We start from the raw sequence: 26895 nt of genomic DNA on the forward strand, positions 1-26895 counted from the left end.
ACGAATTGACCTTGTTATTGTTGTGGATATATCTTGAAAAACGCCAGAATATTATCCTGACTTACGGCTGTATGGGGGTACAAAGTTCTACCCGTGTTCCGTCGGGGCATCAAACATAGGAAACCGTTTGTCCCCAGCCGCGATTTGTGTGGCGCCTGTGTTAACCCTCATTATGATACCGGCAACACAATGTTGCTTTCCTGGTAATAACGTAGCGCGCCAGGATGAAAGGCTATGGACGAGCCCAAAACAGCATGCGCAGGTGTGATTTCCTTTGCGGCGGGAAGTGTCTGTGCAAGTTCAGGAGCGTGCTCCAGAAGTGCCTTGGTGATCTCATAAGCCTGTGACATCGCCATTCGCTCATGCGCCACGAAGAGTGTTTTCCCAACCGCAACGCAAATGTCCTGGTCGATCCCTGGATAGGTGCCCTTGGGTATCGGTGCCACGAAATAGAACGGACCGTATTTTTCGACCATCTTGGGGACGGCATCGCCGGTGGCCAGCAGACGAACCTTGATCCCCGGCGTTGCCGCCAGATCGAGAATCACTGGCCCGGGCAACGTGGCATCCCAGGCGAAGGCGTCAAGCTTGCCGTCCTTGAGCGCCTGGGCAGCCTCCGGATATTCCTGGTGGACATGTGCGCCCAGGTTATCAGGCGTGACACCATAGGCTTCCAGTACCCGAAGTGCTTTGACCTCTGTCCCGCTGCCTGTCAACCCAGTCGATACGCGCTTGCCTTTCAGGTCGGCTACCGTGTCGATTCCCAGTCCTTCGAGAGTCACGATATGCATGTATCCGGAGGTCGTGCTCAGGAGGGTTTTCACCGGCACTCGCTCGGGGAAGCCGTCGAGCCGACCTTGAGTGGCAGCCCATGAAACATCGGCCTGGGCGAGAGCGAGCTCAATTTTCCCCTCTTGAAGAAGTTTCATATTCTCAGCGGCACCACTGGTCACGACGGCTTTAGCATCGATCTCTGGTGCGTACCTGGAGATCACTGCTGCCAGACTATTACCCAACGGGTAAAACACCCCGCCTTTGCCGGCAGTCCCGATAGCAAGTTGGCTGCGCGTCTGGGCCAGGAGTGATTCAGGCATTGCCGCAATCACTAGCGATGCCCCAACTCCCGTCCCAATGAGCTTGATGATCTGCCTGCGTGTCATTGTTGTCATAGCACACCTTTCATTGATATTTACGATGTTTGACCCACCAGGATCTTCGCCGGGCATCCGTATATCTGATGCCGGGCGAATGCTATTTTCCCGCGACGGGAGCAACAAACGATTTGTTTGGCATCGATGCATGAGCTAGAGTCATGCATGATTTTTACCGACAGACTTCAATGAAGCGCGCACTCCCTCCATTACTCGCACTGCGTGCCTTCGAAGCCGCCGCGCGTAGGTTGTCGTTCACCCATGCGGCGCTTGAACTCAACGTCACCCAGAGCGCAATCAGCCGACAGGTGCGTGCGCTGGAAGAGCATCTGCAGCGCAAGTTATTTATCCGTCTGACAAGAAAAATTGAACTGACCGAAGAGGGCCAATCCTTCTACGAAGCGATACGCAAGGCGTTTGAACAGATCGAGGAAGCGAGCGCGATTGCAATCGGCAGGCGTGCGCGCACAGTACTGACCATCAGTGTATTGCCAACTGTCGCCTCACTCTGGCTGATGCCGCGTCTGAGTTCATTCTGGCAGTCGAACCGGGATATTGAAGTACGGATAGTTGTCTCGACCGAGCCCGTTGATTTTCAGGCGCAGCAGGTCGATATGGCGATCAAGGTCGGACCGTTGCCGGGCAAGTGTTATCAAGCGAAACAACTTGAACTGGGTATTGGCGGCGAGATGGTGAAAGAATGGCGTGGTGTACAGGCCGATATGCTCTTTCCAGATGTGCTGGTGCCGATCTGTAGCAAGCACTTGCTTGAGCGCGGAGCACCGTTGAAAGAACATGCCGATTTGCAGTGGCACACGCTCATCCATACGGCGATCCGCCGCCATGCGTGGCGGGACTGGCTGAGCGCCCATGACGTTCATTTCGATACACGTAAGAATGCCATCGATTTCGGCCAATACTTCATGTCCCTCCAAGCCGCGCGCGACGGCGAGGGTGTCGCATTGATACCTTCCATACTGGTCGACAGTTTTGATTTGAATACCGAGCTGGTTCGACCGTTTCCGACAACGCTTGCCAGTGCCGGGGAGTATTACCTGCTGACGCAAAAGGCACGCTATGAAGAACGGGCGATCAAGCGTTTCCGCCAGTGGATTCTTACGCAGACAGCCATATCAACGTCAGGCAGCACTCCAAGTGAGTCTGTTTTGAACTGATGGGTCAGTTGGCCTCGGCACGGACAGCCAGCAACAAGCCCATCGCACTAGAACAGATAGCCCATGTAGATCGCGGCGCTACCACCGGCCTGCACGCCAGCGTTCATGCCGGCCATGACCACCGCCCCCTTGGCCGACTGCAGCAACTGCCGGTTGACCGTGGTGGAGGCAATGAGCGAGGTTGCCGGGTTGGAACTCAGAACCGCCGCCAACGCCAGCAGCTTGGGATCAAGTCCGAACAACAGCGCCGTGGCCGAACCGCCGACCACCAGCCCCGCCCCCACTTCGGTATACAGGCAAGGCCCGGTGATGTCGTCGCTGGTCAGATCACGACTGAGCAAGGCATCGCTGACAAACACCTTGCCGGTACTCGGGAAAGCCTCCGCCGCACCGGCTGCACCCACGCTCTTACCCTTGAGCTGGATATTGATCTTGCCGAAACGCGGCAGGCGCGCGCCAAATCCGACCCCCACCCCGACGCCACCGTAGCGATAGCTGACGTTCTCGCCCTGGGGCGAACGCAGGATGATCGAACCACCACTGCCCGCCACCAGGGCCACGCTCAGACCGCCGCCGCTGGCGGTCTGATACTGCCAGCGACTTTCATTGACCGGGATCGGGATGTTGTAGCTCATACGTTCAAAGTCCTTTAAGTGAATGAACCGCACCGCGACCGCGCCGGCTGATAGCCCTCAGCAGACCGGTAATAATGAACACCAGACCGATACCACCCAGTACCCCCGGAGTGCCCCACAATGCGGCCGGGTCATCGACGGTGGCGCTGCTGGCCGGCTGCTCGGGCAGGTAATACACCCGCACCGGCTGATCCTTCTGGTAGCCGAAGATAAAGCCGCCCTGGGGGTAGGAGATCTTTTCACCACTGCTGGCGGTGAAGGCGATCTCAGGATGCGAGCCACCGGCATTCAAGTGGCTGACGATGCCATCGGCGGTCTGTGCGTGGGCGAGGAATTCGCGTCGATCAAACGTGAGATTGACGGCAATGCCCAACAAGACGATACCAATCAGGGCAAAAAACAGTCCCTGGAGTATCGTCCCGAGGCGTGACGGGGTGAGGTTAGCCATGGCTTGTCTCGGTATTCGTCCATGAAAGAGGCGCTCAGGATAACAAGAAACTTCGCTATATCGCACTCCAGCAAAATAGGCCCCCCCCCTGACATGATGGTGCCCTACCCTCCCGAAAAGATTCTGACCCGAGAAACAACCGCGCCTCTCAAGCAGCCCTCAACCTGCCAGTCCTGCCGGCTGTTCGTCGAGAAGCGAATCCAACAACTGCTGCACCACTTCAATCTGAAGTGACAGCGTGGCGCACCGCCGACTCAGGATGGGCGCAATTGTGATAAGCCAGCGCACGATCAATGGTTTTCGGATCAAAGTCTGTGCAAGCACTCAACGAGGGATTGGAGATAGTCTTGAGCATCTCTGAAACTCCTGTAATAGATAGTAAAGAACCTCTTGGCCTTGACCTCTTCAAGGCCAGACAGGTGCGACTCGCGAGTCAGTGAACTCATATGAGCTGATACCAGACCCGCCCAAATGGCCAATGCACCCGACGCCCTCATCGCCGCCCTCCAGCGCCGAACCCAAGGCAGCAACCCTTGGATCAGCTCTAGTGAACTGCTGAGCGAAGTGAACATAAGCTGGTCCACGATCAAGCGCCATCTGGACGATCTGGTCAGGTCTGGAGAAGTCATTCGGGAAGGTAAAGCACGCGCCACTCGCTATCGACTGGCTGGCAGCAATGCTGCCCCACTGCCCGGCAGCATTGCGGTCTCCACACCAGGGGTAGCTCCTGCCTGGTCAACCGAAAGTCAGACACTGCGCCAAGCTCTGCTGCAACCTCTAGGCCTGCGCAACGCCGTCACCTACCAACGCACCTTCGTGGACAACTACGTCCCCAACCAGACCTCGTTGCTACCAACCTCACTCGCCACGACCCTGATGGAAGAAGGACGCATGCGCGGCCAACAACCGGCGGGCACCTACGCACGCAAGGTCCTGGAGCCCCTGCTTATCGACCTGTCCTGGTCCTCTTCGCGCCTGGAGGGCAACCGCTACTCATTGCTCGCCACCGAGCAACTGTTCAAGAGCGGAGCCACCGGTGGCGACCTGGATGCCGTGATGCTGCTCAACCACAAGGCAGCCATCGAGTTCATGGTCGACACCGTCCCCACCTACGGCCTGACCACTCCGGTGATCCAGAATCTGCATGCACTGCTGATGCAGGATCTGCTGGCCGACCCGAGCGGCCTGGGCACCATTCGCCAGAAAGTCGTCAATATCAGCGATACCACCTACCTGCCCAGCCAGGTCCCGTCCCTGCTTGGCGAAATGCTCGAATCCATCCTGGAGAAGGCCAGGCAGATCAAGAACCCGGTCGAGTCGGCCTTCTTCCTGTGGGTCAACCTGGCCTATCTGCAACCTTTCGACGACGGCAACAAACGCACGAGCCGTCTGGCGGCCAACGTCCCGCTGATGCTGTACAACAGCGCGCCGTTGTCCTTTCTGGATGTGGATGTGCGCGATTATGCGCACGCCATAATGGGCGTCTATGAACACCTGGATGTATCGCTGGCCGCAGACCTGTTCGAATGGGCCTATCGCCGCTCGATCAGGAAGTACGAAGTGACCCTGGAGGCCATGGGCAAACCCGATCCCGTTCGGGTGCAATTCAGGGAAGCGCTGAACGAGTCCATTGGCGCCATTGTGCACGACGGCAAGACCTGTGAAGAGGCCATCGCCGACTTATCGCTGCCCCTCGATCAGGCGCAGCTACTGCGCCCATTGCTGATGGACGAACTCAGGGTGCTGGGTGTCTTCAACTGCGCGCGCTACCGGTTGACGATGAAGCAGACCGAGAGCTGGATCAATGCCGGCCGCCCTTTGTAGGGGCGAGCTTGCGGGCAAATGAGAGCGGCCCGTCGCTCGGCTCAACACTACGGCGCGATCTGCACTTCACTCGGCAACACAGCCAGCCCCCTCAAGCCAGTACCACTTCCACCCTGTTGCGGCCAGCCGATTTGCCCTCGTAGAGCGCGCGATCGGCCCGGGCAATCGCGTTGCTGAGTGCCTCTTGAGCGCGATATTGGGTGATGCCGATGGACAGCGTCACGCTGACTTTATTGTCGTCACTGTCAATCACCAACGCCTGGATCGCCTTGCGTATGCGTTCCGCGATTGCAGCCGCCTGGTCAAGATCGGTTTCCGGCAATATCGCCAGAAACTCTTCGCCGCCCCAACGGCCAATATAATCCTGCTCGCGCATCGAGCTGTCGAGTAAGTCGCTCACGGCATTGAGCACCCGGTCCCCCACATCGTGACCGTACTGATCATTGATGTGCTTGAAGTGATCGATATCCATCAACATCATGGTCAGGTTGTTGGGGCGTCGATGGTGCCGCGTCAACTCTTTCTCGGTCAGCGCAATCATGTGCCGACGATTGAACAGGCCGGTCAACGAGTCGGTCGTCGCCATCCGCGCCAGGCTCTTGTGCGCACGGGTCACGGTGATCACATAGAACAGCGCCAGGTAGCTGAACATGCAGAACACCACCGTCAGGTTGAAAACATGCACACCCAACAAGGCATTGGAGGAAATGGGTTGCAGCGGCTGGATGTACCACATGAGCACATCCAGCCCCACATAGTAGGCCCACAGGCAAGCGGCGAGGGTCCAGGCGCTGCGGGGACGCATGGTCACGAACAGGGCCGGTATGAACATCAGCAGAAAATAGTGAAAGCCACTTTCCCAGCCAATCAGCACGGTTCCCAGTCCTGCGTGCACCAGGACTTCAGTGCGGATCAGCAGGATCGCCAGCCGATTACGCCGCTGGCTGAACGCGCGATAGGCGTAGACATACATGGCCACGCTGATCACGTTGACCCAGGCCAGGATGGGTGAGCCAAGCAGGAGAAAAATAAACAGAAAGGCGACATCCACCGCGCCGGCCAACTGGCAGCAACGCATGGAAAGCTGCCAGAACTCGGGACGGGCGACACTCTTGTGCGAGTTTTCCGAGGGTATGCCTGGCATCGAACCTGTTACCTCAAGTGCCGGTCGCGAGTCGCGGTTTTTACTTAGGTTGACTACCTGATAACCGGCAGCCAGGGAGCGTCTGAAGTGTAGTGAATCGCCGGGCGGTCAGCCACCCGGCAATATCATAATGCCTCTACGACTTGAAGCGCCCCACCAGCCCGTTCAGTTCATCCGAGAGGTGCGAAAGCCGACCTGAGTCTTCTTGCGCGGAATTGGCCAGGCTTTCGACCAACTGCGCCTCGTCGTAGATCTGCTGGATATGTCGATTGATCTCTTCGGCGACACTGTGCTGCTCTTCCGCCGCCGCCGAGATCTGCAGGTTCTGATCGCGGATTTCATTGACCGACAACTGGATACCTTCAAAGCTGTCACGGGCGCTCTCGATCGAGGACACACTGGCCCGCGACAGGTCCAGGCAACTTTCCATCTTCTGCGAAACTTCCTGGGTCTTGCTGCCGAGCGTATTGAGCAGCTGGTCGATTTCCCCGGTGGAGTCGGACGTGCGCTTGGCCAGGGCCCTGACCTCATCCGCAACCACGGCAAAACCGCGGCCCTGGTCACCGGCCCTGGCGGCTTCGATCGCCGCGTTCAGCGCCAGCAGGTTGGTCTGTTCGGCGATGGCGCGGATGGTCCCGAGAATCTGGTTGATATTGCGGCTGCCCTCCTCCAACTCGACCATGGCCTGGGACGATTCGGTCAAGCGCCGCCCTAGCCGGCCGACATTCTCGGTGGTCAACTCGATCTGCTGCTTGCCTTCGGCCACACGGTGGTGCCCGCTCTCGGCGGAGTCGGCGGCGGCACTACAGGAGCGGGCCACTTCGTTGGCGGTGGCGACCATTTCGTTGAAGGCCGTGGACACCAGTTCCACCGCTTCACGCTGGCGACCGGCCGCCTGGTTCATGTTGTGCGCCACCTCGCTGTTGACCCGTGAGGCATCCTGCAGGTTGGTCGAGGCGGCACCGATACGTTGGATCAACTGGCGTATCGCGGCGAGAAACTTGTTGAACCAGCCGGCCAGCTCCGCCGTCTCGTCCCGGCCCTGCACCTCGAGATCGCGGCGCAGGTCACCCTCGCCCTCGGCAATCGATTGCAACCCGGTGCTGACTTGGCCGATCGGCTTGACGATGACCTTGGCGAACGCCGCCGCGAGCAGTGCAAAGAGCAGCACCAGCACCACCACGATCCCCGCCGTCAGGTAGGTCATGCGCGTGGCCGCGCCCATGACTTCGTTGTACTCGATCAAACCGACGTAGCGCCAACCCAGGCCGGGCGATGTCCAGATATTGGCCATATACCTGACCCCGTTGATCTCCACTTCGGTGGAGCCTTGCTGGATGGCCGCCAGTTTGCCGTAGGGCTCGCCCAGGTCCTTGAGCGACTTGAAGTTGTGCGCGGCGTCACGCGGATCGACCAGCACGGTGCCATCCTCGATCAGCATCACATAGCCGCTTTCGCCGAGCTTGATGCTTTTGACCAGCTCGGTAAGGTTTTTCAGCGAAACGCTGACGACAAACACACCCTTGGCCTTGCCCGCGTCATCGAGCATTGCCCTGGCGCTGCCAACCAGCGCCAGGGCGTCCTTGTCATAGTAGTAAGCCGGCGTGCGCACCGCCTTGCCCGGGCTGGCCATGGCGGCCTTGTACCAGGGCCGCGCACGCGGATCGTAGCTCGACAGCTGCGGGTCGTCCGGCCATTTGGCGTAGCTGCCATCTTCCAGGCCGATGGAAATGATCGCCGCGGCCGGGTGCGTCGAGCCATAACGCGCAAACAGATCAATGACCTGTCGGGCGGCCGGCGGCATCGGCTGGCTGGCGGCATCGGCAGTCTCATAGTGCTTGAGGCTGGTGACCGATGTGTATACAGGATCAGCGGCCATCTGATCGACGTTCTGCTGAGTTCCGTCGAAAAACTGCCGGATATTGCCGTCGATCTGGCGTATCTCGCGGGTGCTGCCATCAATAAACTGATCGACCGCCTGCGACCGTATATTCAATACCGATATCACCGCCACCAGGCTTACAGGAATGAAGGCGACCAACACAAAGGCGAGAACGAGCTTGTTTTTTATTTTCATTGTAACGATCACCATCCGAGGAAATGCGGTGCGAATGGCCAGACTACACGGACAAATAGCGATTTGCCACCGAGCCTGCCTCGGTTGATTTGACGGAATATCCGCCGATTTTTCGTATACAAAATTAATAAATATTGTGGCGAACACAAAGACTGATCACACGAACTCTCACTTCATGTCGCAGCACGGTTGAGCTGATTCCTGTATTCGCTCAAATCAGCTCATCCAAACGCCTATACCCAACCCCCATCGACGATGAAGTTTTGCGCGGAACACATGGCGGACGCCGCGGAGGCCAGGAAAAGCGCCATGTTGGCGATATGCAAAGGTTCCACGCTACCTGGCAGGCACTGGCTGCGACTGATCAACGCCCTGGCGGCATCATCGACCCAGAGAGCAAGCTGCTTTTCGGTCATCACCCAGCCGGGAACCAGGGTGTTGACCCTGATGCGCCATGGCCCCAACTCCCGCGCCAAGGCCCGGGTCATGCCGTGAGTGGCCGCTTTGCTGGCCGCGTACACCGGGTATCCGCTGGAGGCCATCATCCAGCCAATCGAACCCAGGTTGATGATCGTGCCTTCTCCCGCGGCCTTCATCATGGGGACCACCGCCCGAGCGGCAAAAAAAGCATGCTTCAGATTGACCGAAATCAGCTTGTCGAATGTCTCAGAGTCAACTTCATCCAAGGTATGCCGGACATCATTGGCGGCATTGTTGACCAGGACCGTCACCGGCCCCAGGGTTTGCGCAAAGCGCCCGATCGCCTCTTTATAGGCGCTCTCGTCAGTGATATCGCAGTGAGCGAACTCAACCCGATGGCCCTCGGCCGACAATTGCGCCGCCAGCCGTTCGCCTTGGCTCTTGGCCATATCCACAAAGGCCACCTTGGCTCCCTGCCGGGCAAAGGCGCACACCATGGCCTCGCCAATCCCTGAAGCACCACCGGAAATCAGTACGGTTTTATTTTTCAGGTCCGCATACACGGCCTGCGGACCGGCGTCCGTTTCGTTATTCATCTGACGGTTACTCCACAGTAAGCATTTCGATTCAAGCAGTTGGACTCAAGGTGTGCCTGGGCACGGATGGATCACTTTTGCCAACCTGCCAATTAGTCTTATTTTATATTGCAAAACCGGCATTCAAGGCTATAAATTTGTGGGAATTTCGGAAAATTATCGCGAATTAGTAGAACTATTCAACTCAACAACAATAAAAGGAGTTCAACCATGCGACAATCCCGGCACCTGCTTTCCGGCCTCGGTCTTTCCCTGATGATCAGCAGCTTCGGCGCCCAGGCTGGCGGCCTGTCCAGCGAACACAAAGCGTTTGGCAAGACCCATGATGGAACCGCCGTCGAACAATATGTGTTGCGCAACAGCCATGGCCTGCAAGCCACGGTCATTACCTACGGCGGCGTTCTGCAGTCGTTGAAGGTGCCGGATAAAAACGGCAAATTCGAAGACGTGGTACTGGGCTTTGACGATGTCCAGGGCTATCAGAGCGGCAAGGCATTCTTCGGCGCAACCATCGGACGCTACGGTAATCGCCTGGCCAAGGGTGCGTTCGAACTGGATGGCAAGCGTTACCAGGTGCCGCTTAACGACGGCCCCAACGCGCTGCACGGCGGTGCGCTGGGTTTTGACAAGCGTGTCTGGAAAGCCCAACCGGTCAAGAGCAAGGATGCGGTCGGCGTGAAGCTGAGCTATCTGTCGGCGGACGGTGAAATGGGTTTTCCCGGCAACCTGAAAGTCGAGGTCACCTACAGCCTCAACGACAACAACGAGCTGCGTATCGAGTACAAGGCCAGCACCGACAAACCCACGGTACTGAACCTGACCAATCACAGTTACTTCAACCTCGCCGGGGCCGGTAACGGTGATGTGCTCAAACAGCTCGCGACCTTGAATGCCAGCCATTACACCCCGGTCAACGGCACGTTGATTCCAACCGCTGAACTGGCTCCGGTCGCCGGCACGCCGATGGACTTTCGCCAACCGACCGCCATCGGCCAGCACATCAGGGACGATCATCCGCAACTCAAGTTCGCCGAGCCGAAACAGGGCGGTTTTGATTTCAACTGGGTCCTGGATACCAAGGGTGACGTCAGCCAACTCGCCGCCGACGTGCGCGACCCACAATCCGGCCGGCGCTTGCAGCTCTATACCAGCGAGCCTGGGGTGCAGTTCTATACCAGCAACTTCCTCGATGGTTCGGTCAAGGGCAAGGCGGGCAAAACCTACGCCCACTGGGGGGCGTTTACCCTGGAGACCCAGCACTATCCCGACTCGCCGAACCAGCCGGGCTTCCCGTCAACGCGGTTGGACCCAGGCCAGACCTATACCCAGAACACTGTCCTGAAATTTTCCGCTGATTGAACCTGAAACCTGAAACCTGAACTGAACCTGTAGGAGCTGTCGAGCCTTGGCGAGGCGGCGATGACGACGGTACAGGCAACATTGATGTTGCCTGATCTACCGCTATCGCCGCCTCGCCAAGGCTCGACAGCTCCTACAATATCGAATATCGGTGTCAAACCGCGAAGCTTTTGGCAGCCTCAAGGGCCTCTTCGCGGCGTTCCAGCTCCCACATTGAACAACCGTGCTCAGCGTTGTTTCAGGCGATCAATCACCACCGCCAGCAGCAGGATCGAACCACGGATCACATACTGGTAAAACGTGTCGATGTTTTTCAGGTTCATCGCATTCTCGATGATCGCCAGTATCAGCACCCCGGCAATCACATGCCGAATCATCCCCACCCCACCACTCAACGACACCCCGCCCAGCACGCAGGCGGAAATCACCGTCAATTCGAAACCCTGGCCAATCATCGGCTGGCCGGAGGTCATGCGCGAGGCCAGGATCACCCCGGCCAACGCTCCGATAACCCCGTGCACGGCGAAGATGATGATCTTGGTCCGGTCGACGTTGACCCCGGCCAGCAGCGCCGCTTCCGGGTTGCCACCAATGGCCATGGTGTTGCGCCCATAGGTGGTGTAGTTCAGCAGCCAGCCAAAAAACAGGAAACAGCCGATAGTGATCAAGATCGGCACCGGCACGCCAAACAACTGGCCATTGCCGTAGATGAAGAACTGATCCTGGGACACGCCGACCGCCTTGCCGCTGGCAAAGATATAGGCCAGGCCCCGCACGATCTGCATGGTCGCCAAGGTGGTGATCAGCGCATTGACCCGCAGCTTGGCAATCACGATCCCGTTGATCAGCCCGACGATCAGCCCCATCAGCAGCGCCGCGCCGATACCCAGCAACACGCTGTCGGTGTCGCGCATCACCACCGCCGCAACGACCCCGGCACAGGCAATCACCGAGCCCACCGACAAGTCGAAATGCCCGGACGCCAGGCAATACAACATGGTGCACGCGGCAATGCCGGTGGTGGAAATCGCCAGGCCCAGACCGCGCATGTTCAGGGGCGAGAGGAAGTTGTCGATGAGCAAGGTGCAGAGCACAAAGATCCCCAACGCCGCCAACAGCATCGCCCAATTGTCGAGAAGGCTGCGCAGGTCCAGGGCTTTACGCGCCGTTGGTAAAGTGTTGTCTTGGATGGTCATAGTCACCTCTCAATTCTCCAGGCCGTCAGCGCGTTGGCGCGGCAAGGCCAGTTGCAGCAAGTTGGATTCATTGGCCTGTTCGCGGCTCTTTTCGCCACGCATCGCGCCTTCACAAAGCACCAGGGTGCGGTCGGAAATGCCTATCACTTCCATCAGGTCGCTGGACACCACGATCACCGCCACCCCACTGGCGGCCAGGTTATGGATGATCTGGTAAATCTCGGCTTTCGCGCCGATATCGATACCCCGCGTTGGCTCGTCAAGCAGCAGGACCTTCATCGGCATCGACAGCCAACGGCCAAGAATGGCCTTCTGCTGATTGCCCCCCGACAGGTACATGATTTTCTGCGTCGAATTAGGCGTTTTGACTTTCAACGCCTTGATCTGCTTGTCGGCATTGCCCCGCTCCCAGCCGTCGCGCAACAGCCAGCCAAAGGCGGAATTGGCGCCGCGGGCACTGATGTTGATGTTCTCGGCAACGCTGGAAAGCGGCATGATGCCTTCCTTCTTGCGGTCCTCGGGACACAGCAGGACACCGGCGGCGATGGCATCGCGCGGCGAGCGTAGCTGCAGCGCCTCGCCACACAGCTGCAGACTTCCGGCGGTGCTGCGCTCAAGACCGCAGAGCAGGCGCAGCAGCTCGGTGCGCCCCGCGCCGACCAGGCCGAACAGGCCAAGAATCTCGCCCTTGTGCACCTCGAAACTCACCGGCGTACGCAAGCCCGGTCCCAACAGACCATCGACCTTGAGCGCCACCGCGCCACGTTCACGTGGACGGTAATCGTAGATGTCCTGAATGTCGCGACCGACCATGCAGGTGACCAGTTGATCGTGGGTCAGCGCGTTCATGTCCTCGAAGGTACGCACGTAGCGACCGTCCTTGAACACGGTCACCGCATTGCAGATACGGAACACTTCCTCCATGCGATGGGAGACGTACAGCACCACTTTGCCCTCGTCCCGCAGGCGCTCGATGATCGCCATCAAGCGCTCGATTTCCCGGGCGGACAAGCTGCTGGTGGGTTCGTCGAAGGCAATCACATGGGCGCCACGGGACAACGCCTTGGCGATTTCCACCAACTGCCGTTGCCCCAGGGACAGACGACCGACCTTCGTCTGCGGATCGATTTCATCGGCCAGGCCCTTGAGACAGGCCAGTGCATGCTGGCGCAATGCAGCACGGTTGATCACCCCGAAACGGGCCGGCAAGTGCCCGAGAAACAGGTTTTCCGCCACGCTCATTTCCGGCACCAGGTGCAATTCCTGGTGGATGACCGCCACGCCGCTGGCAATGCTGTCGGCGGCGCACTTGAAGGCCATGGTCTGCTCGCCGATCTGCAAATGGCCGCTGCTCGGGGTATAGGCGCCGCCGAGGACCTTGAGCAAGGTCGACTTGCCCGCGCCATTTTCGCCCATCAAGGCATGGACCTGCCCCGGGTGGGCGGTAAAGCTGATGGCGTCCAGCGCCTTGACCCCGGGAAAGGTCTTGCCGATGCCGTTGAAGCGCAAACTGGCGCCGACACTGTGCTGTTGTTTGTTCAATTGCGCGTGCATAACCACCTCATCACACCGATCAGGCAGCCCCGTCGCCAAGGCCGCCGAGGACAGCAACCGATCTTCAGTTCCACAGACCGATCTTTTCCAGTTCCTGCTTGAAGTTGTCGCGCGTGATCAGCGTGACCTTGTCCATCGCGGTGTATTTCAGTGGTTCCTTACCGGTGGTGACCCACTCGAACATCATGCTCGCGGTGTTGTAACCCTCAAGATGCGGGCTGGGCAGCATCGAGCCGAAGAACCCGCTGTTGGGCTTTTTCAACTCGCCGATGGCGTCAGTGCCATTGATCCCGACACCGATGACATTGGTGGCGGCGAAACCGGCGCTTTCGGTGGCGCGCACGGCGCCCAGCACGGAGTTGTCGTTCATGCCGCCGACGATCAGTTTTTTCGCCGCGCCCGGCAGTTTCACCAGGGCCGAGTTGGTGGCGTCCATGCTGCCTGGCACGTCGAGGGTCTTGAGCGGCGCAAACAGGATGTGGTCTTTCGCCAGGCCAGCGTCTTCGAGCGATTTGACCGAGCCATCGGTACGTTTTTTACCCGTATCGAGCTCATTGTAGGTGGTGATCACCGCGTAGGTGTCTTTCCAGTCCCAGCCACGCTTCTTCGCTTCGCCAGCCATCGCCGCGCCCTGCTGCTGGCCCACTTCGAACGCCGCCATGCCCAGGTAAGGCACGTCTTCCATGAACTTGCCCTTGGCATCGACAAAGCGGTCATCGACGGCGATCACCTTCAGGTCATTGGCCTTGGCCTTGGCCATGATCGCCGGCCCGAGGGACACGTCCGGCGCGCAAATCACAAAGCCCTTGGCACCATTGGCGGCGAGACTGTCGATGGCCGAGAGGGTTTTCTCACCGTCCGGCACGGCGATCTTGATCACGGTAAAGCCCTTGTCCTTACCGGCCTTTTCCGCGAACGCCCATTCGGTCTGGAACCAGGGCTCTTCCGCCTGCTTGACCAGAAAACCGATCTTCACCGGCTCGGCGGCCAGCAACAGGCTGCTCAGGCTGACGGCCGATGCTGCCAGGGCGATACAGCACAGGGAACGGATTGCACGACGACGATTCATAAGGTGACTCCTTGTTTTTGTTGTGAGTGCGAGTGGTGAACCGGTACAGCCTGGTGTTCGACATTTATCCGGCAAAGCGGTGACAGAGAGTCCCCGGGGTTTCGACCTCAATGGCCAGCACCGCGCCGTCCAACGGGTGATTGAGCGGGCTGGCGGCACTGGTGATGTACAGGGTTCGCAGATCCTTGCCACCGAACACGCAACTGGTGGGGCGGCTGACGGGCAGCTCAATCACCCGATCGACCTCGCCGTTGGGTGCCAACCTGAGCAGGCAGCCACCGTCCCAACGGGCGTTCCAGAGGTAGCCTTCGGCGTCCATCGCCGAACCGTCCGGGACGCCGCGCGGGTGCGGGCCAAACCATTCCCGCGCCGGGCCGAGCTGGCCGTCGCTGCCGAGCGAATACTGATACAGCGTGCCGTCCAGGCTGTCGCCGAAATACAACTGCGTGGCGTCCTCGCTCCAAAGCAAGGTATTGGGAATACCCAGGCCGCGCGCCAGAGGCGTGACTCGCGCATCCGCATCGATCCGAAACAAGCCACCGCAACGGCGCAGAACGGGGAGGTCTTCGCCCTGCTCGCCGAGGTTGTTCTGCATGGTCCCCAGCCAAAGCCGGCCCTGGGCATCGCAGCGGGCCTCGTTGGCCCGGTTGCCCGGTTGCGGATCAGCCACGCAAAGCAACGTCAGGCGCGGCGTTTGTGCCACGGAGCTCAGGTCGAGTCGATACACGCCACTGCTCAAGGTGACCAACGCATCGCCGCTTGCGCAGGGGATAAACGCCGATACCGGCTCCGGCAGTTGCCAGATCTGTACGTCGGTACCCGTCATGCGCAAGGCCTGTTTGCCAGCAATATCGACCCAATACAGGGCCTGGCCCGGGGCGTCCCAGAACGGGCCTTCACCCAATTGCGCACGGTGTGCGGTGACTGCGGTCCACGACATGAAGCCTCCTCGGGTGTTCGGATTTTCAGTGGCCGACAAACGGGTTCACGTTACAGCGGGTCGCGGGATGGCAGCCCATCCACCAGTCGTTGAATGCGCAACGGGTTGGCATTTTTCAAAGCGTCCGGGAGCAGGCTGTCGGGGTAGTTCTGAAAGCACACCGGGCGCAGGAAGCGGTCGATGGCCAGGGTCCCCACTGAAGTGCCACGCGCATCGGAGGTCGCGGGATAGGGCCCGCCGTGCACCATCGCGTCACAGACCTCAACGCCGGTCGGATAACCGTTGAGCAGGATCCGCCCGACTTTCTGCTCCAGGAGTGGCGTCAGCTCGCTGAACTGCCGCAAGTCCTCGGGCTCGCCAATGATCGTCGCCGTCAGTTGGCCGTGCAGGCCGTTCAACGCGGCGCCGAGCTGCGCCTGATCGGCCACTTCAACGAACACGGTGGTCGGACCGAAGACTTCTTCTTGCAGTACTTCATCCCCCGTGATCAGCAGGCTGGCATCCGCCTTGAACAGCTGTGGCTGCGCCTGATTGCCCACTTGCACAGCGCCGGCCAAGTGCTCGATGCCAGGGTGGGCAAGGAGCTTTTGCAAGCCGTTGCCATAACTGCTCAGGGTGCCGGCGTTAAGCATGGTTTGCGCGGGTTGGTCGCCGATCAGTCGGGCGACCTGCTGGATGAACGCGGTGAACTGCGGCGAACGGATACCAATCACCAGACCGGGATTGGTACAGAACTGGCCGCAGCCTTGGACCACCGAGGCGGTCAGATCACGGGCCACGGTTTCCGCCCGCGCTTGCAGCGCCCCGGGTAACACGATCACCGGGTTGATGCTCGACATCTCGGCGAACACCGGAATCGGTTGCGGGCGCGCCGCCGCCATGTCGCACAATGCTCGTCCGCCCTTGAGCGACCCGGTGAAACCGACCGCCTGGATCGCCGGATGCTTGACCAGCGCTTCGCCGACTCCGGCGCCGAAGATCATGTTGAACACACCGGCTGGCATCCCGGTGGTTTGTGCCGCCCGCATGATCGCATCGGCGACCCGTTCGGCAGTTGCCATGTGGCCGCTGTGAGCCTTGAACACCACCGGGCAACCGGCCGCCAGCGCCGACGCCGTATCCCCGCCCGCGGTGGAAAACGCCAGGGGAAAGTTGCTGGCCCCAAACACCGCCACCGGCCCCAGGCCGATGCGGTACTGACGCAAGTCCGGGCGCGGCAACGGCTGGCGCTCGGGCAGCGCCCGGTCGATACGCGCCCCGTAGAAATCGCCGCGACGCAGTACGTTGGCGAACAGACGCATCTGGCCACTGGTACGGCCTCGCTCGCCTTGAATCCGCGCGGCGGGCAACGCGGTCTCACGACAGACCAGGGCGACAAATTCATCGCCCAGCGCGTCCAGCTCATCGGCCACCGCCTCCAGGAACTGGGCCCGACGCTGCGCACTCAGGGCCCGATAGACCGGGTAAGCCAGCGCGGCCGCCTTGGCGGCGGCATCGACTTCCTGCGCAGTCGCCTGGTAGAAATCATGGGACAAGCGTTCACCGCTGCGGGCATCGATACTCTGAAGCCTGACGCTGCCGGTCGCGCTGCGCTGGCCGCCGATGTAGTTGTGGCCAAAAAACTGGGTCATGCCTGTCTCCTTAAAGAGTCCCTAGGGTTCCGGGTGCAAACACCGCGTCGACAGCGCGAATACCGTTGATCAATGGCGCACCGAACTCCGCCTGGCTGATTTCGAACACATCGCCCGGCTGCGTCCGGACACCGTCCGCGAAAGACAGGGTGGCGGTACCGAAAAAGTGAATGTGTACATCCCCCGGCCGCAGGAACTGAGCGTACTTGAAGTGGTGGTACTCAAGATTTTCCAGGCTATGGCACATATTGGCTTGGCCACTGAGGAACTCGTTCTGCCACAACACCTCACCATCACGCACAATGCGACTGGTACCGGCCAGGTGCTGGGGTAGCTCACCGACCCGCAGTTCTGGACCGTAGCTGCAATTGCGCAACTTGGAGTGGGCCAGGTACAGGTAATTCTTACGCTCCATCACGTGATCGGAGAACTCGTTGCCCACGGCATACCCCAGGCGATAAGGCTTGCCGTCCTGGCCGATGACATACAGGCCGCCGATTTCCGGCTCTTCGCCGGCGTCTTCAGCGAACGGTGGCACGGCAAATGCCTGGCCCGGACGCACGACGATGCTGCCGTCGCCCTTGTAGAACCATTCCGGCTGCACGCCGGCCTGACCGGCGGCGGGTTTACCGCCCTCCACGCCCCATTTGAAGATGCGCATGGTGTCGGTCATCGCGCTGTCGTCACCGCCCTGCTGATGCATCTTGTCCCGCGCCGCCGCACTGCCCAGATGGGTCAGCCCGGTACCGCTGACCAGCATATGCGCCGGGTCCGGATGATCCAGTGGCACCAGCACCCTGAGCTCAGCCAACAACTCGGCGTAGTCATGACTGGCCCCCAAGCCGAGGTTCTGTACCTGTTGCCGCAGATCGACACCCGCCTCGATGGCGGCCAGCGCCAGCTCGCGCACCGTGCGCAGCGATTGCACTTCACGTACCCGGCCGTCCTCGACCACGCCAACCCGACGCTCGCCGTGACTCAATTCGAACTGAACTAAACGCATGAAGCTTCTCCTGATTGCCGATCACGAACGGACCGATGTAGCCGCCCAGGTTGTCCGCCGGGTTGATCAACGCAATCCCTGTCGCCGCACTGGCGCCGGCAAAAAAACGCCCCGGCAAGGTCCAGAACACCGCGGTACAGGAAAACAGCGCGAACGCCACCAGGCACAGCGCCGCCAGTTACAGCAGCGGGACGCTCAGCCTGATCCATCCAGGCAACCTGCCGCGGGCCATCGGGCAGATAACGCAGCACCGGCCAGGTCAGCAAAATCGCCGGCGTACCGATGGCGATGAGCAGCCACTGCCAGCCGTGCAGGCCGAGGATCCCGTCCATGCCGAGCAGCAAGCGCATCAGATAGAAACTGTAGGGCCCCTGGACAAATGCCATGCCAATGGTGATGGCGCCCCAGGTGAGCATGATCCGCGCGAACCAACGCCGTGCGCCGAATCGGTCGAGCATCAGGTTGCTGGGGATTTCCAGGAGGAAGTAGCCAATGAAGAACAGGCCGGCCCCCAACCCATACGCCGCATCGCCGATGCCGATATCAGCGCCCATGTGCAATTTGGCGAAGCCTACTGCAGAGCGATCCACGTAGGCGATCAGGTACAGCAGGATCAGGAACGGAATCAGTTTCAGCGTGATGCGACGAATCAGCCGCAGTTCCTGGCTCATGAGATCGATTTCCGATTGTTGTTTTTATGGAAGCTCGGGGGACGCCTCTCGCGGAAAACCGCCAGGGTCATGCCTCAGTTGCAAACGACTATATAGTATTACTATTTACCCAACAACACTTCCAAACCCAAGATTTTGCGCTTATGTTAGACCCAGCAAAGAACAATATAGTCTTACAATAAGAGAGCTGACCATGTCCGATAAAAAACCCGACCTGCGCTCCGCCCAGTGGTTTGGTACGGCCGACAAAAACGGCTTCATGTACCGCAGCTGGATGAAGAACCAGGGCATTGCCGACCATCAGTTCCATGGCAAGCCGATCATCGGGATCTGCAACACCTGGTCGGAGCTGACCCCATGCAACGCGCACTTCCGCCAGATTGCCGAGCACGTCAAACGCGGCGTGATCGAGGCCGGTGGCTTTCCCGTGGAGTTCCCGGTGTTCTCCAACGGTGAATCGAACCTGCGTCCGACCGCCATGCTCACCCGCAACCTGGCGAGCATGGATGTCGAGGAAGCCATTCGCGGCAACCCGATCGACGGCGTGGTGCTGTTGACCGGCTGCGACAAGACCACCCCAGCGCTGCTGATGGGCGCCGCCAGTTGCGACGTACCGGCCATCGTTGTCACCGGCGGGCCGATGCTCAACGGCAAGCACAAGGGCCAGGATATCGGTTCGGGCACCGCGGTCTGGCAACTCAGCGAACAGGTCAAGGCAGGCACCATCAGCCTCGACGACTTTCTAGCCGCCGAAGGTGGCATGTCGCGCTCGGCGGGGACCTGCAACACCATGGGCACCGCCTCGACGATGGCCTGCATGGCCGAAGCACTGGGGACTTCCCTGCCCCACAACGCGGCGATTCCGGCGGTCGATGCACGCCGTTATGTCCTCGCGCACATGTCCGGCATGCGCGCGGTGGAGATGGTTCGCGAAGACTTGAAACTGTCGAAGATCCTCACCAAGGAAGCCTTTGAAAATGCCATCCGTGTCAACGCCGCCATCGGCGGCTCGACCAACGCGGTGATCCACTTGAAAGCCATCGCCGGGCGCATCGGCGTCGAGCTTGACCTGGATGACTGGACCCGGATCGGCCGTGGCATGCCGACCATCGTCGACCTGCAACCGTCCGGGCGCTTCCTGATGGAAGAGTTCTACTATGCCGGCGGCCTGCCGGCGGTGTTACGCCGCCTCGGCGAAGCCAACCTGATTCCCCACCCCAAGGCCTTGACCGTCAATGGCAAGTCGCTCGGCGAGAACACCCGGGAGGCGCCGATCTACGGCCAGGATGAAGTCATTCGCACGCTCGCCAACCCGATCCGCGCCGATGGTGGTATCTGCGTACTGCGCGGCAACCTGGCGCCGCTCGGCGCGGTGCTCAAGCCGTCCGCCGCCAGTGCCGAACTGATGCAGCATCGCGGCCGCGCGGTGGTGTTCGAGAACTTCGACTTGTACAAGGCGCGGATCAACGATCCGGAGTTGGACGTCGATGCCAATTCGATCCTGGTGATGAAAAACTGCGGCCCGAAGGGTTATCCCGGCATGGCGGAAGTCGGCAACATGGGCTTGCCGGCCAAACTGCTGGCCCAGGGTGTCACCGACATGGTGCGGATTTCCGACGCGCGCATGAGCGGCACGGCGTACGGCACCGTGGTCTTGCACGTGGCACCGGAAGCGGCGGCCGGCGGACCTTTGGCCATCGTCCGGGAAGGCGACTGGATCGAACTCGATTGTGCCAATGGGCGCCTGCATCTGGACATCCCGGACGCCGAACTGGCGGCGCGCATGGCCGACCTGCAAACGCCGCCGCCACTGATCGTGGGCGGCTATCGCCAGCTGTACATCGACCACGTGCTACAGGCGGACCAGGGCTGCGATTTCGACTTCCTGGTGGGTTGCCGCGGCGCCGAGGTGCCACGGCATTCACACTGATCGTCATGAAGCGGCAGCATTCCCCAGCGGTTCAGGCGCGCAGGAGCGCCTGAAAGGAATGGGAGCGATGCTATGATGCGGCGTATTTCGTCAGAGCAGCCTCCCTGTTATGGAACACCAGCCCCCCAAGCCACGCAAGAGCATGCATGCCCAGATCGTTCAGGAACTGGGCATGCACATTGTCTCCGGACGTTTCAAACCGGAAGAGCGTTTACCTATGGAGGCAACGCTGTGCGAGGAATATAAAGTCAGTCGCTCGGTGCTGCGCGAAGCCACTCGGGTACTGAGCGCCAAAGGGCTGGTGTACTCCAAGCCACGGGTCGGCGCGGTGGTCCGCCCCCGCGTGAAATGGCACTTGCTGGACCCAGATGTGCTGTCCTGGCTGATGCAGTCGACGCCGCACAGCGAGTTCTTCAACACCCTGGCCGGCGTGCGTCGCATCCTCGAACCGGAAATCGCCGCCATGGCCGCCACCACGGCGACCGATGCGGATATCGCGATCATCGAAAAAGCCTATAAAGCCATGGAAGCGGCACAGACCCACGCGAACCTGTTGCAGGCGGACCTGGATTTTCACCGGGCGATCGCCGATGCAACCCGCAACGACTTGCTCGCCTACATGTGCAACATGCTCTCGCTGCCGCTGCGCGAGTCCATCAATATCACCAATCAGCGTCCCGACAGTCAAAGGCTCAGCCTGCCCCGGCACAAGGCGATCCTGACCGCCATCAAGAATCGTGACGCCCTCGGTGCCCGGCATGCCTCGCTGGTGCAACTGGACGATACCCGGGTCGCCCTGGATGCCGTGATGAACGTCCTCACGCCGCTGTAAGCCAACGCGCTATCAACCAGGCCCGCACGTATCTGACTCAGGCCTTGGCCCCCAGCTCCGCGGAGAGCCGCGCGGCAACCTGTTTGATCAACGGGATCAGTTCGGCCATTTTCTCCAGCGGCATATAGGGCACGGTACTGGCGATGCTGATCCCGGCGACGATTCGCCGGCTGGCATCGCGTACCGGTGCCGCGACGCAGCGGATCGACGGTTCATTGTCTTCCAGGTCAAAGGCGTAGCCGCCCGCCACGTATGCCAGCATGCGCTGCTGAAATTGCTCCCAGGATTGCTCCGGGAGCTGCGGCCATAACAGATTTTTCCCGGCCACCGGCACGCTGAGCCGATACAGGCGCTGCCATTCCTCTGGCGAGTCATCGAGCATCAGTGCCTTGCCGATCCCGGTGCGCGCCAACGGCATGCGATGCCCGACCCGCGAACGCATTTCCGGACCATTACGTCCAGGGTTCTTGTGCAGGTAGAGCACGTCATCGTCGTCCCGAATCGCCAGGTGAATGGTGTCGCCGGTCAACACCGACAATTCATCCAGGTAGGGGCCGGCCAGGGTCACCAACGGCAACTCTTCGCGCGCCTGAAAACCCAGCTCGATCAGCTTGGGCCCGAGCAGATAACCGATTTGCGGCACCACCCGCAGATAACGTTCATCCACCAGGCAACTGGCCAGTCGATGGGTGGTGCTGCGGGTGGTGCCGATCAGCCGGGCGATTTCCTTGAGGTCACGCGCACCACTGGCCACGGCTTGCACCACACCGAGGCCGCGGAGCAGCGTCTGGGTACCGGTTGGCGCGGCGTCCTTGGCATTTTTTGCGGCGTCTTCCTGCATATCCGGCCTTCAACAATGAGCGAGAGAACGGGCGGCATTATGGTCGCCCGGTCTGGCGCTTGCTAGAGCTCGATCCGCGCCACCTTGCCCACCAGCAACACATAAGACAGTGCGCCGATCAGCGCCAGCACGGCGATATAGGTGATCGCCGGGGCGAAAGAGTCGCCGCTGGCGAGAAAGCCGATGACGATTGGCGTGGTGATTGCCGCCAGATTGCCGATAAAGTTGAACACGCCCCCCGTCAGCCCCAACAAGCGGGCCGGCGCCAAGGTCGAGACCAGCGACCAACTGATCGAGGCCATGCCATTGCCGAAAAACGCCAGCGCCAGGCAGGCGATCACCCACGGCGTCGATTCGACAAAGTTGGCACCGATGATCGAAGTGGAAATCAGCAAACCGCCAATGATCGGCAACTTGCGGGCAAAGCCGAGCGGCGCGCCACGGCGGATCAACCAGTCGGAGAAGAACCCCGAGCAGAGCACGCCGACGAACGCCGCGAGAAACGGCAGCGATGCCAGCAGGCCGGACTTGATAAAGTCCATGCCACGGTATTTCACCAGGTAGGTCGGAAACCAGGTCAGAAAAAACCACAACGTCGAATTGAGACAGAACTGTCCGAGGTAGATACCCCACAACTTGCGTTTGCTCAACACGATGCCCAGGTCCGTCCAACTGAACGCGGTCTTGCGCCGGGCGGTCTCGGCCTGGATATCGACCAGCCCGCCGCCCTCACGGATGAGCTCGATTTCCGCCGGATTGGCACCCTTGAAATCCCGCGGCTCGCGATACACCGCGTACCAGACAACTGCCCAGAGAATCCCCACCACACCGGTACTGACAAACACCATGTGCCAACCGTATTGATGTTGCAGCCAGGCCAGTACCGGGGTCAGAAAGGCCAGCCCGACGAACTGCCCGGAGGTGTAGAAACCGATGGCGGTCGCACGCTCACGCTCGGGAAACCAGGTGGTCACCACCCGACTGTTGATCGGATAGGCCGGCGCTTCCAGGGCGCCCACGGCCATGCGCAACACGAACAGCGCGATAAAGCTGGCGGCGAAGCCGAGCAGCACCGTGGCCAGCGACCACAGCAGCAGTGCGACGCTGTAGAGGATGCGCGGCGGCACTCGGTCCACCAGCCAGCCACCGGGAATCTGCATGGCCGCGTAGGTCCAGCCGAACGCCGAAAAGATCAGCCCGACATGGATCGGATCGATCGCCAATTCGCTGGTCAGCGCCGGGGCCGCGATCGACAGGTTGCTGCGGTCCAGGTAGTTGATTACCACGGTGATGAACAGCAACAGCATGATGAAAAAACGCTTGCGGCTCGGTGTCACCAACGACACTGGCCCGGTAAAGATTTCCGGCTGCATGGGGAGTGCCTCTTCTTATGATTATTGAGGGCGTTGGCTTGCAAAAAGACGGCGGTCTGGGCACCGACCGTCAAAGTCCGGCAGGGCTTACCACTCGGCAAAACTGCCATCGGCATGGCGCCAGATCGGGTTGCGCCAGCGGTGGCCGATGGCGGCGCGTTCAATCACATATTCCTCGTTGATCTCGATACCCAGGCCCGGGCCGTTGGGGATTTTCACGAAGCCTCTGTCGTAGTCGAACACCCGCGGATCCTTGACGTAATCGAGCAGGTCATTGCTTTCGTTGTAGTGGATGCCCAGGCTCTGCTCCTGGATAAAGGCGTTGTAGCAAACCGCGTCCAGTTGCAGGCACGCCGCCAGCGCAATCGGGCCCAACGGGCAATGCAAGGCCAGCGCGACGTCGTAGGCTTCGGCCATGTTGGCGATCTTGCGGGTTTCGGTGATGCCGCCGGCATGGGACGCATCCGGCTGGATGATGTCGACGTAGCCTTCGCTGAGCACCCGCTTGAAATCCCAGCGCGAGAACAACCGCTCGCCCAGCGCGATCGGCGTGCTGGTCAGCGGTGCCAGTTCCTTCAAGGCCTCATAGTTTTCGCTGAGCACCGGCTCTTCGATGAACATCAGTTTGTAGGCATCGAGCTCCTTCATCAGCACCTTGGCCATGGGTTTGTGCACCCGGCCATGGAAGTCCACGCCAATGCCGACATTGGGGCCCACCGCATCACGCACGGCGGCGACGTTGGCCAGCGCCAGGTCGACTTTCTCGAAGCTGTCGACGAATTGCAGCTCTTCGGTGCCGTTCATTTTTACCGCGGTGAACCCCCGCTCGACGGCTTCCCTGGCCGCCCGGGCGGTGTCGGCCGGACGGTCGCCGCCGATCCACGAGTACACCCGGATCTTGTCACGCACCTGACCGCCGAGCAGATCACTGACCGACACCCCCAGGGCCTTGCCCTTGATGTCCCACAGCGCCTGGTCGATCCCGGCCAGGGCGCTCATGTGCACGGCGCCGCCACGGTAGAAACCGCCGCGATAGAGGACGGTCCAGATATCTTCGATATTGCGCGGGTCCTTGCCGATCAAGTAGTCCGACAGTTCCTCAACCGCCGTCGCGACCGTGTGGGCGCGGCCTTCGACCACGGGTTCGCCCCAGCCGGTCACACCTTCATCGGTTTCGATCTTGAGGAACAGCCAGCGCGGCGGAACGATAAAGGTCGTCAGTTTGGTGATTTTCATCTTGTGGTCTCTCTTGCTCAGAGGCGGCGCACGCGGCGCCGGAAAGTCTTAACGCAACGTGTTCCAAGCCTGCACATAAGCGTTGGCGCGGACCGCCACTTCATCCGCTGTCAGCCCCGGTTTGAACAACCCGGACCCCAGGCCGAAACCGCTGACGCCCGCTTCGACAAATACCCGCATGTTGTCCGGCGTGATCCCGCCCACCGGAATCAGCAAGGTCCCGGCCGGCAGCACCGCCAACCAGGCCTTGACCACCGCCGGGCCCATCTGCTCGGCGGGAAACATCTTCAGCACATCGGCGCCTTCGGCCAGCGCGGCAAAGGCCTCGGTCGGCGTGGCGACGCCTGGCGACAAGTACAGCCCCGCCGCCTTGGCCGCGCGCAGAACCTGGGGATCACTGTGCGGCATGACGATCACCTGCCCGCCCGCCGCCTTCACCTGCTCGACCTGTTCCGCAGTCAACACCGTACCGGCACCGACCAGGCAATCGGCGGGCAACAGGTCGCGCAGGATGCGGATACTGTCGTACGGTTCAGGCGAGTTGAGTGGCACTTCAATGACGCGAAAACCGGCCTGATACAACACCTCGCCGATGGCCGCCGCCTCTTGCGGACGCAGGCCACGAAGGATCGCGATCAGACCGTTTTTCGCCAGTGCTTGCTTGAGCATGTCAGACCTCTTGGTAATTGAACGTCGGCGCTCAGCCGAGCAGCCCGGCCGCTTCGGCCAGCTGCCATAAACCGCGCTCGGTGGCCTGTTCGGCCAGGCTCACCTGAGTAAAGCCGCAGGTAGCGAGCGCTCGGCTGTAGCGGGCGCAGAGTTGGGAATTGCCGATCAGGATGATCGACGGCAAGTGGGCGCTGTTGCGTCGATGGCGCTGCACGCTGGCGAGGGCCGCGAGTTCATGGCCAATCAACAGGCCCGACAGATAGTCGGTTTGTTCGGCCGCGCTCAGCTCGCCCGTCAGACCGAGGCTGCGCGCACTGAACAGGGTCGACAGAGGCCCGATGTCGCCATCGGCGGACAGCGCCACCTGCACGCCGCGATCAAACGCTGCGCCGTCAAAGGGCGCGCCGCGCTGTTGGGTACGCCCCAGAATGCTGTGTTCACTGAGCACGGCGAACACCTCGCCGGTCATGAAGGTGTCGAAATGGCGGATGCAGCCGTCGGCCACTTCGACCCATTTCGAATGGCTGCCCGGCAAGCCGATCAGCAGATTGTCGCCAGCGCCCGGCGGCAAACTTTGCAGCACGCCGAGGACCTGGGTCTCTTCACCGCGCATCACATTCGGCAAGCGCGAACGCTGGATTACCCCGGGCACGATATGCACAGCGACACCGCGCAAACTGTGCACGATGTTCAGGGCGGAGCCCAGATTGGCGACATTCGCCGGGGTGTCGCAGTAGGCGGCCTCAGCCCACCCCTGGGCGCTGCCGACCATACCGCAGGCGATCACCGCCAGTTCGGGCTGAGCATCGAGCCAGTCGCCACAGGCCTCATCGAAAGCCAACTCAAAACCATTGGCGCACATCTGGCCGGCGATCATCCGCGGCACGCTGGGCAACTGCATGATGCCCGACGACAGCGAACGCTGTTCGAGTACCTGGCCACCAGCCGCGAGTTTGTAAGCCCGAAGTGAGGTGGTCCCCCAATCGAGCGCAATCAATTGCGCCTGCATCGCTTCACCTGAAATTTATTTTTGGACAGTGAGTGCGTAGAGCTGATGAGGACGACTATAGACCTAACGCGGCAGAAGTCTCAATATATAAATTAACATCCCATATATAGGG

General features: G+C 60.6%; 23 protein-coding genes and 2 pseudogenes. 5 read left to right on the top strand and 20 right to left on the bottom strand.

Annotated elements, in window-relative coordinates; all coding sequences use genetic code 11:
- Positions 1-170: 170 nt before the first annotated feature.
- Entirely contained in the window at positions 171-1094 is a 924-nt protein-coding gene (locus AC07VG_RS22100; RefSeq protein WP_495001180.1) for a TAXI family TRAP transporter solute-binding subunit, read from the bottom strand.
- A 218-nt stretch (positions 1095-1312) separates the two neighbouring features.
- On the opposite strand from AC07VG_RS22100, the gene AC07VG_RS22105 reads away from it, so the two are divergent.
- On the top strand, positions 1313-2326 hold the full coding sequence (locus AC07VG_RS22105; RefSeq protein WP_495001181.1) for a LysR substrate-binding domain-containing protein: 1014 nt from the start codon (positions 1313-1315) through the stop codon (positions 2324-2326).
- Positions 2327-2373: 47 nt separating this feature from the next.
- Here AC07VG_RS22105 and AC07VG_RS22110 read toward each other — a convergent pair whose 3' ends face one another.
- The 3 genes from AC07VG_RS22110 to AC07VG_RS22120 form a co-directional block, all read right to left on the bottom strand.
- Positions 2374-2961 (bottom strand): hypothetical protein, encoded by a 588-nt coding sequence (locus tag AC07VG_RS22110; protein ID WP_495001182.1) that lies wholly within the window; start codon positions 2959-2961, stop codon positions 2374-2376.
- A 4-nt stretch (positions 2962-2965) separates the two neighbouring features.
- Positions 2966-3409, bottom strand: a complete 444-nt coding sequence (locus AC07VG_RS22115; RefSeq protein ID WP_495021875.1) for a DUF3592 domain-containing protein — start codon at positions 3407-3409, stop codon at positions 2966-2968.
- Positions 3410-3629: 220 nt separating this feature from the next.
- Positions 3630-3764, bottom strand: a complete 135-nt coding sequence (locus tag AC07VG_RS22120) for a hypothetical protein (protein ID WP_495001184.1) — start codon at positions 3762-3764, stop codon at positions 3630-3632.
- 116 nt (positions 3765-3880) lie between these two features.
- Here AC07VG_RS22120 and AC07VG_RS22125 point away from each other — a divergent pair, with 116 nt between their 5' ends.
- Positions 3881-5233 carry a Fic family protein gene (locus tag AC07VG_RS22125; protein WP_495021876.1) on the top strand — a complete coding sequence of 451 codons (1353 nt, stop codon included), beginning with the start codon at positions 3881-3883 and terminating at the stop codon, positions 5231-5233.
- Between the two features lie 91 nt (positions 5234-5324).
- Here AC07VG_RS22125 and AC07VG_RS22130 read toward each other — a convergent pair whose 3' ends face one another.
- From AC07VG_RS22130 to AC07VG_RS22145, 4 genes and pseudogenes are all read right to left on the bottom strand, one after another.
- On the bottom strand, positions 5325-6377 hold the full coding sequence (locus AC07VG_RS22130; protein WP_495001186.1) for a GGDEF domain-containing protein: 1053 nt from the start codon (positions 6375-6377) through the stop codon (positions 5325-5327).
- Between the two features lie 136 nt (positions 6378-6513).
- Positions 6514-7281: a methyl-accepting chemotaxis protein gene (locus AC07VG_RS22135; protein WP_495001243.1), complete on the bottom strand. Its 768-nt coding sequence runs from the start codon at positions 7279-7281 to the stop codon at positions 6514-6516.
- Between the two features lie 135 nt (positions 7282-7416).
- A pseudogene (locus AC07VG_RS22140) lies at positions 7417-8469 on the bottom strand (cache domain-containing protein); the annotation flags it as partial.
- A gap of 218 nt (positions 8470-8687) precedes the next feature.
- Positions 8688-9470, bottom strand: coding sequence for an SDR family NAD(P)-dependent oxidoreductase (locus AC07VG_RS22145; RefSeq protein WP_495001187.1), 783 nt, complete (start codon positions 9468-9470; stop codon positions 8688-8690).
- A 210-nt stretch (positions 9471-9680) separates the two neighbouring features.
- Between AC07VG_RS22145 and AC07VG_RS22150 the strand changes: the two genes are divergently transcribed.
- Positions 9681-10829, top strand: coding sequence for an aldose epimerase family protein (locus AC07VG_RS22150; RefSeq protein ID WP_495001188.1), 1149 nt, complete (start codon positions 9681-9683; stop codon positions 10827-10829).
- 227 nt (positions 10830-11056) lie between these two features.
- On the opposite strand, the gene araH is transcribed toward AC07VG_RS22150, so the two are convergent.
- From araH to AC07VG_RS22185, 7 genes and pseudogenes are all read right to left on the bottom strand, one after another.
- The gene (gene araH, locus AC07VG_RS22155; RefSeq protein ID WP_495001189.1) at positions 11057-12025 is read right to left on the bottom strand and encodes an L-arabinose ABC transporter permease AraH; all 969 of its coding nucleotides are present in this window, start codon (positions 12023-12025) and stop codon (positions 11057-11059) included.
- Positions 12026-12034: 9 nt separating this feature from the next.
- On the bottom strand, positions 12035-13579 hold the full coding sequence (araG, locus tag AC07VG_RS22160; RefSeq protein WP_495021877.1) for an L-arabinose ABC transporter ATP-binding protein AraG: 1545 nt from the start codon (positions 13577-13579) through the stop codon (positions 12035-12037).
- Positions 13580-13643: 64 nt separating this feature from the next.
- Complete coding sequence (locus AC07VG_RS22165) at positions 13644-14648, bottom strand: substrate-binding domain-containing protein (protein WP_495001191.1); 1005 nt, start codon at positions 14646-14648, stop codon at positions 13644-13646.
- 64 nt (positions 14649-14712) lie between these two features.
- Positions 14713-15588 (bottom strand): SMP-30/gluconolactonase/LRE family protein, encoded by an 876-nt coding sequence (locus tag AC07VG_RS22170; protein WP_495001192.1) that lies wholly within the window; start codon positions 15586-15588, stop codon positions 14713-14715.
- A 50-nt stretch (positions 15589-15638) separates the two neighbouring features.
- On the bottom strand, positions 15639-17219 hold the full coding sequence (locus tag AC07VG_RS22175; RefSeq protein WP_495021878.1) for an aldehyde dehydrogenase (NADP(+)): 1581 nt from the start codon (positions 17217-17219) through the stop codon (positions 15639-15641).
- A 10-nt stretch (positions 17220-17229) separates the two neighbouring features.
- Entirely contained in the window at positions 17230-18222 is a 993-nt protein-coding gene (gene araD1, locus AC07VG_RS22180; RefSeq protein WP_495021879.1) for an AraD1 family protein, read from the bottom strand.
- A 16-nt stretch (positions 18223-18238) separates the two neighbouring features.
- Positions 18239-18893, bottom strand: a pseudogene (locus tag AC07VG_RS22185) (MFS transporter); the annotation flags it as partial.
- Between the two features lie 193 nt (positions 18894-19086).
- Here AC07VG_RS22185 and AC07VG_RS22190 point away from each other — a divergent pair.
- Complete coding sequence (locus tag AC07VG_RS22190; protein WP_495001195.1) at positions 19087-20823, top strand: IlvD/Edd family dehydratase; 1737 nt, start codon at positions 19087-19089, stop codon at positions 20821-20823.
- Positions 20824-20932: 109 nt separating this feature from the next.
- Positions 20933-21655, top strand: coding sequence for a FadR/GntR family transcriptional regulator (locus tag AC07VG_RS22195; protein ID WP_495001196.1), 723 nt, complete (start codon positions 20933-20935; stop codon positions 21653-21655).
- Between the two features lie 37 nt (positions 21656-21692).
- Here AC07VG_RS22195 and AC07VG_RS22200 read toward each other — a convergent pair whose 3' ends face one another.
- The 5 genes from AC07VG_RS22200 to AC07VG_RS22220 form a co-directional block, all read right to left on the bottom strand.
- Positions 21693-22496 (bottom strand): IclR family transcriptional regulator, encoded by an 804-nt coding sequence (locus AC07VG_RS22200; RefSeq protein WP_495001197.1) that lies wholly within the window; start codon positions 22494-22496, stop codon positions 21693-21695.
- A 62-nt stretch (positions 22497-22558) separates the two neighbouring features.
- Positions 22559-23869 (bottom strand): MFS transporter, encoded by a 1311-nt coding sequence (locus tag AC07VG_RS22205; RefSeq protein WP_495001198.1) that lies wholly within the window; start codon positions 23867-23869, stop codon positions 22559-22561.
- An 87-nt stretch (positions 23870-23956) separates the two neighbouring features.
- Positions 23957-25105 (bottom strand): galactonate dehydratase, encoded by a 1149-nt coding sequence (dgoD, locus tag AC07VG_RS22210; protein WP_495001199.1) that lies wholly within the window; start codon positions 25103-25105, stop codon positions 23957-23959.
- A 48-nt stretch (positions 25106-25153) separates the two neighbouring features.
- Positions 25154-25774 carry a 2-dehydro-3-deoxy-6-phosphogalactonate aldolase gene (locus AC07VG_RS22215; protein ID WP_495001200.1) on the bottom strand — a complete coding sequence of 207 codons (621 nt, stop codon included), beginning with the start codon at positions 25772-25774 and terminating at the stop codon, positions 25154-25156.
- A 31-nt stretch (positions 25775-25805) separates the two neighbouring features.
- Entirely contained in the window at positions 25806-26783 is a 978-nt protein-coding gene (locus tag AC07VG_RS22220) for a 2-dehydro-3-deoxygalactonokinase (protein WP_495001201.1), read from the bottom strand.
- Positions 26784-26895 lie beyond the last annotated feature (112 nt).

Source organism: Pseudomonas sp. GW821-FHT03C07, assembly GCF_059420925.1.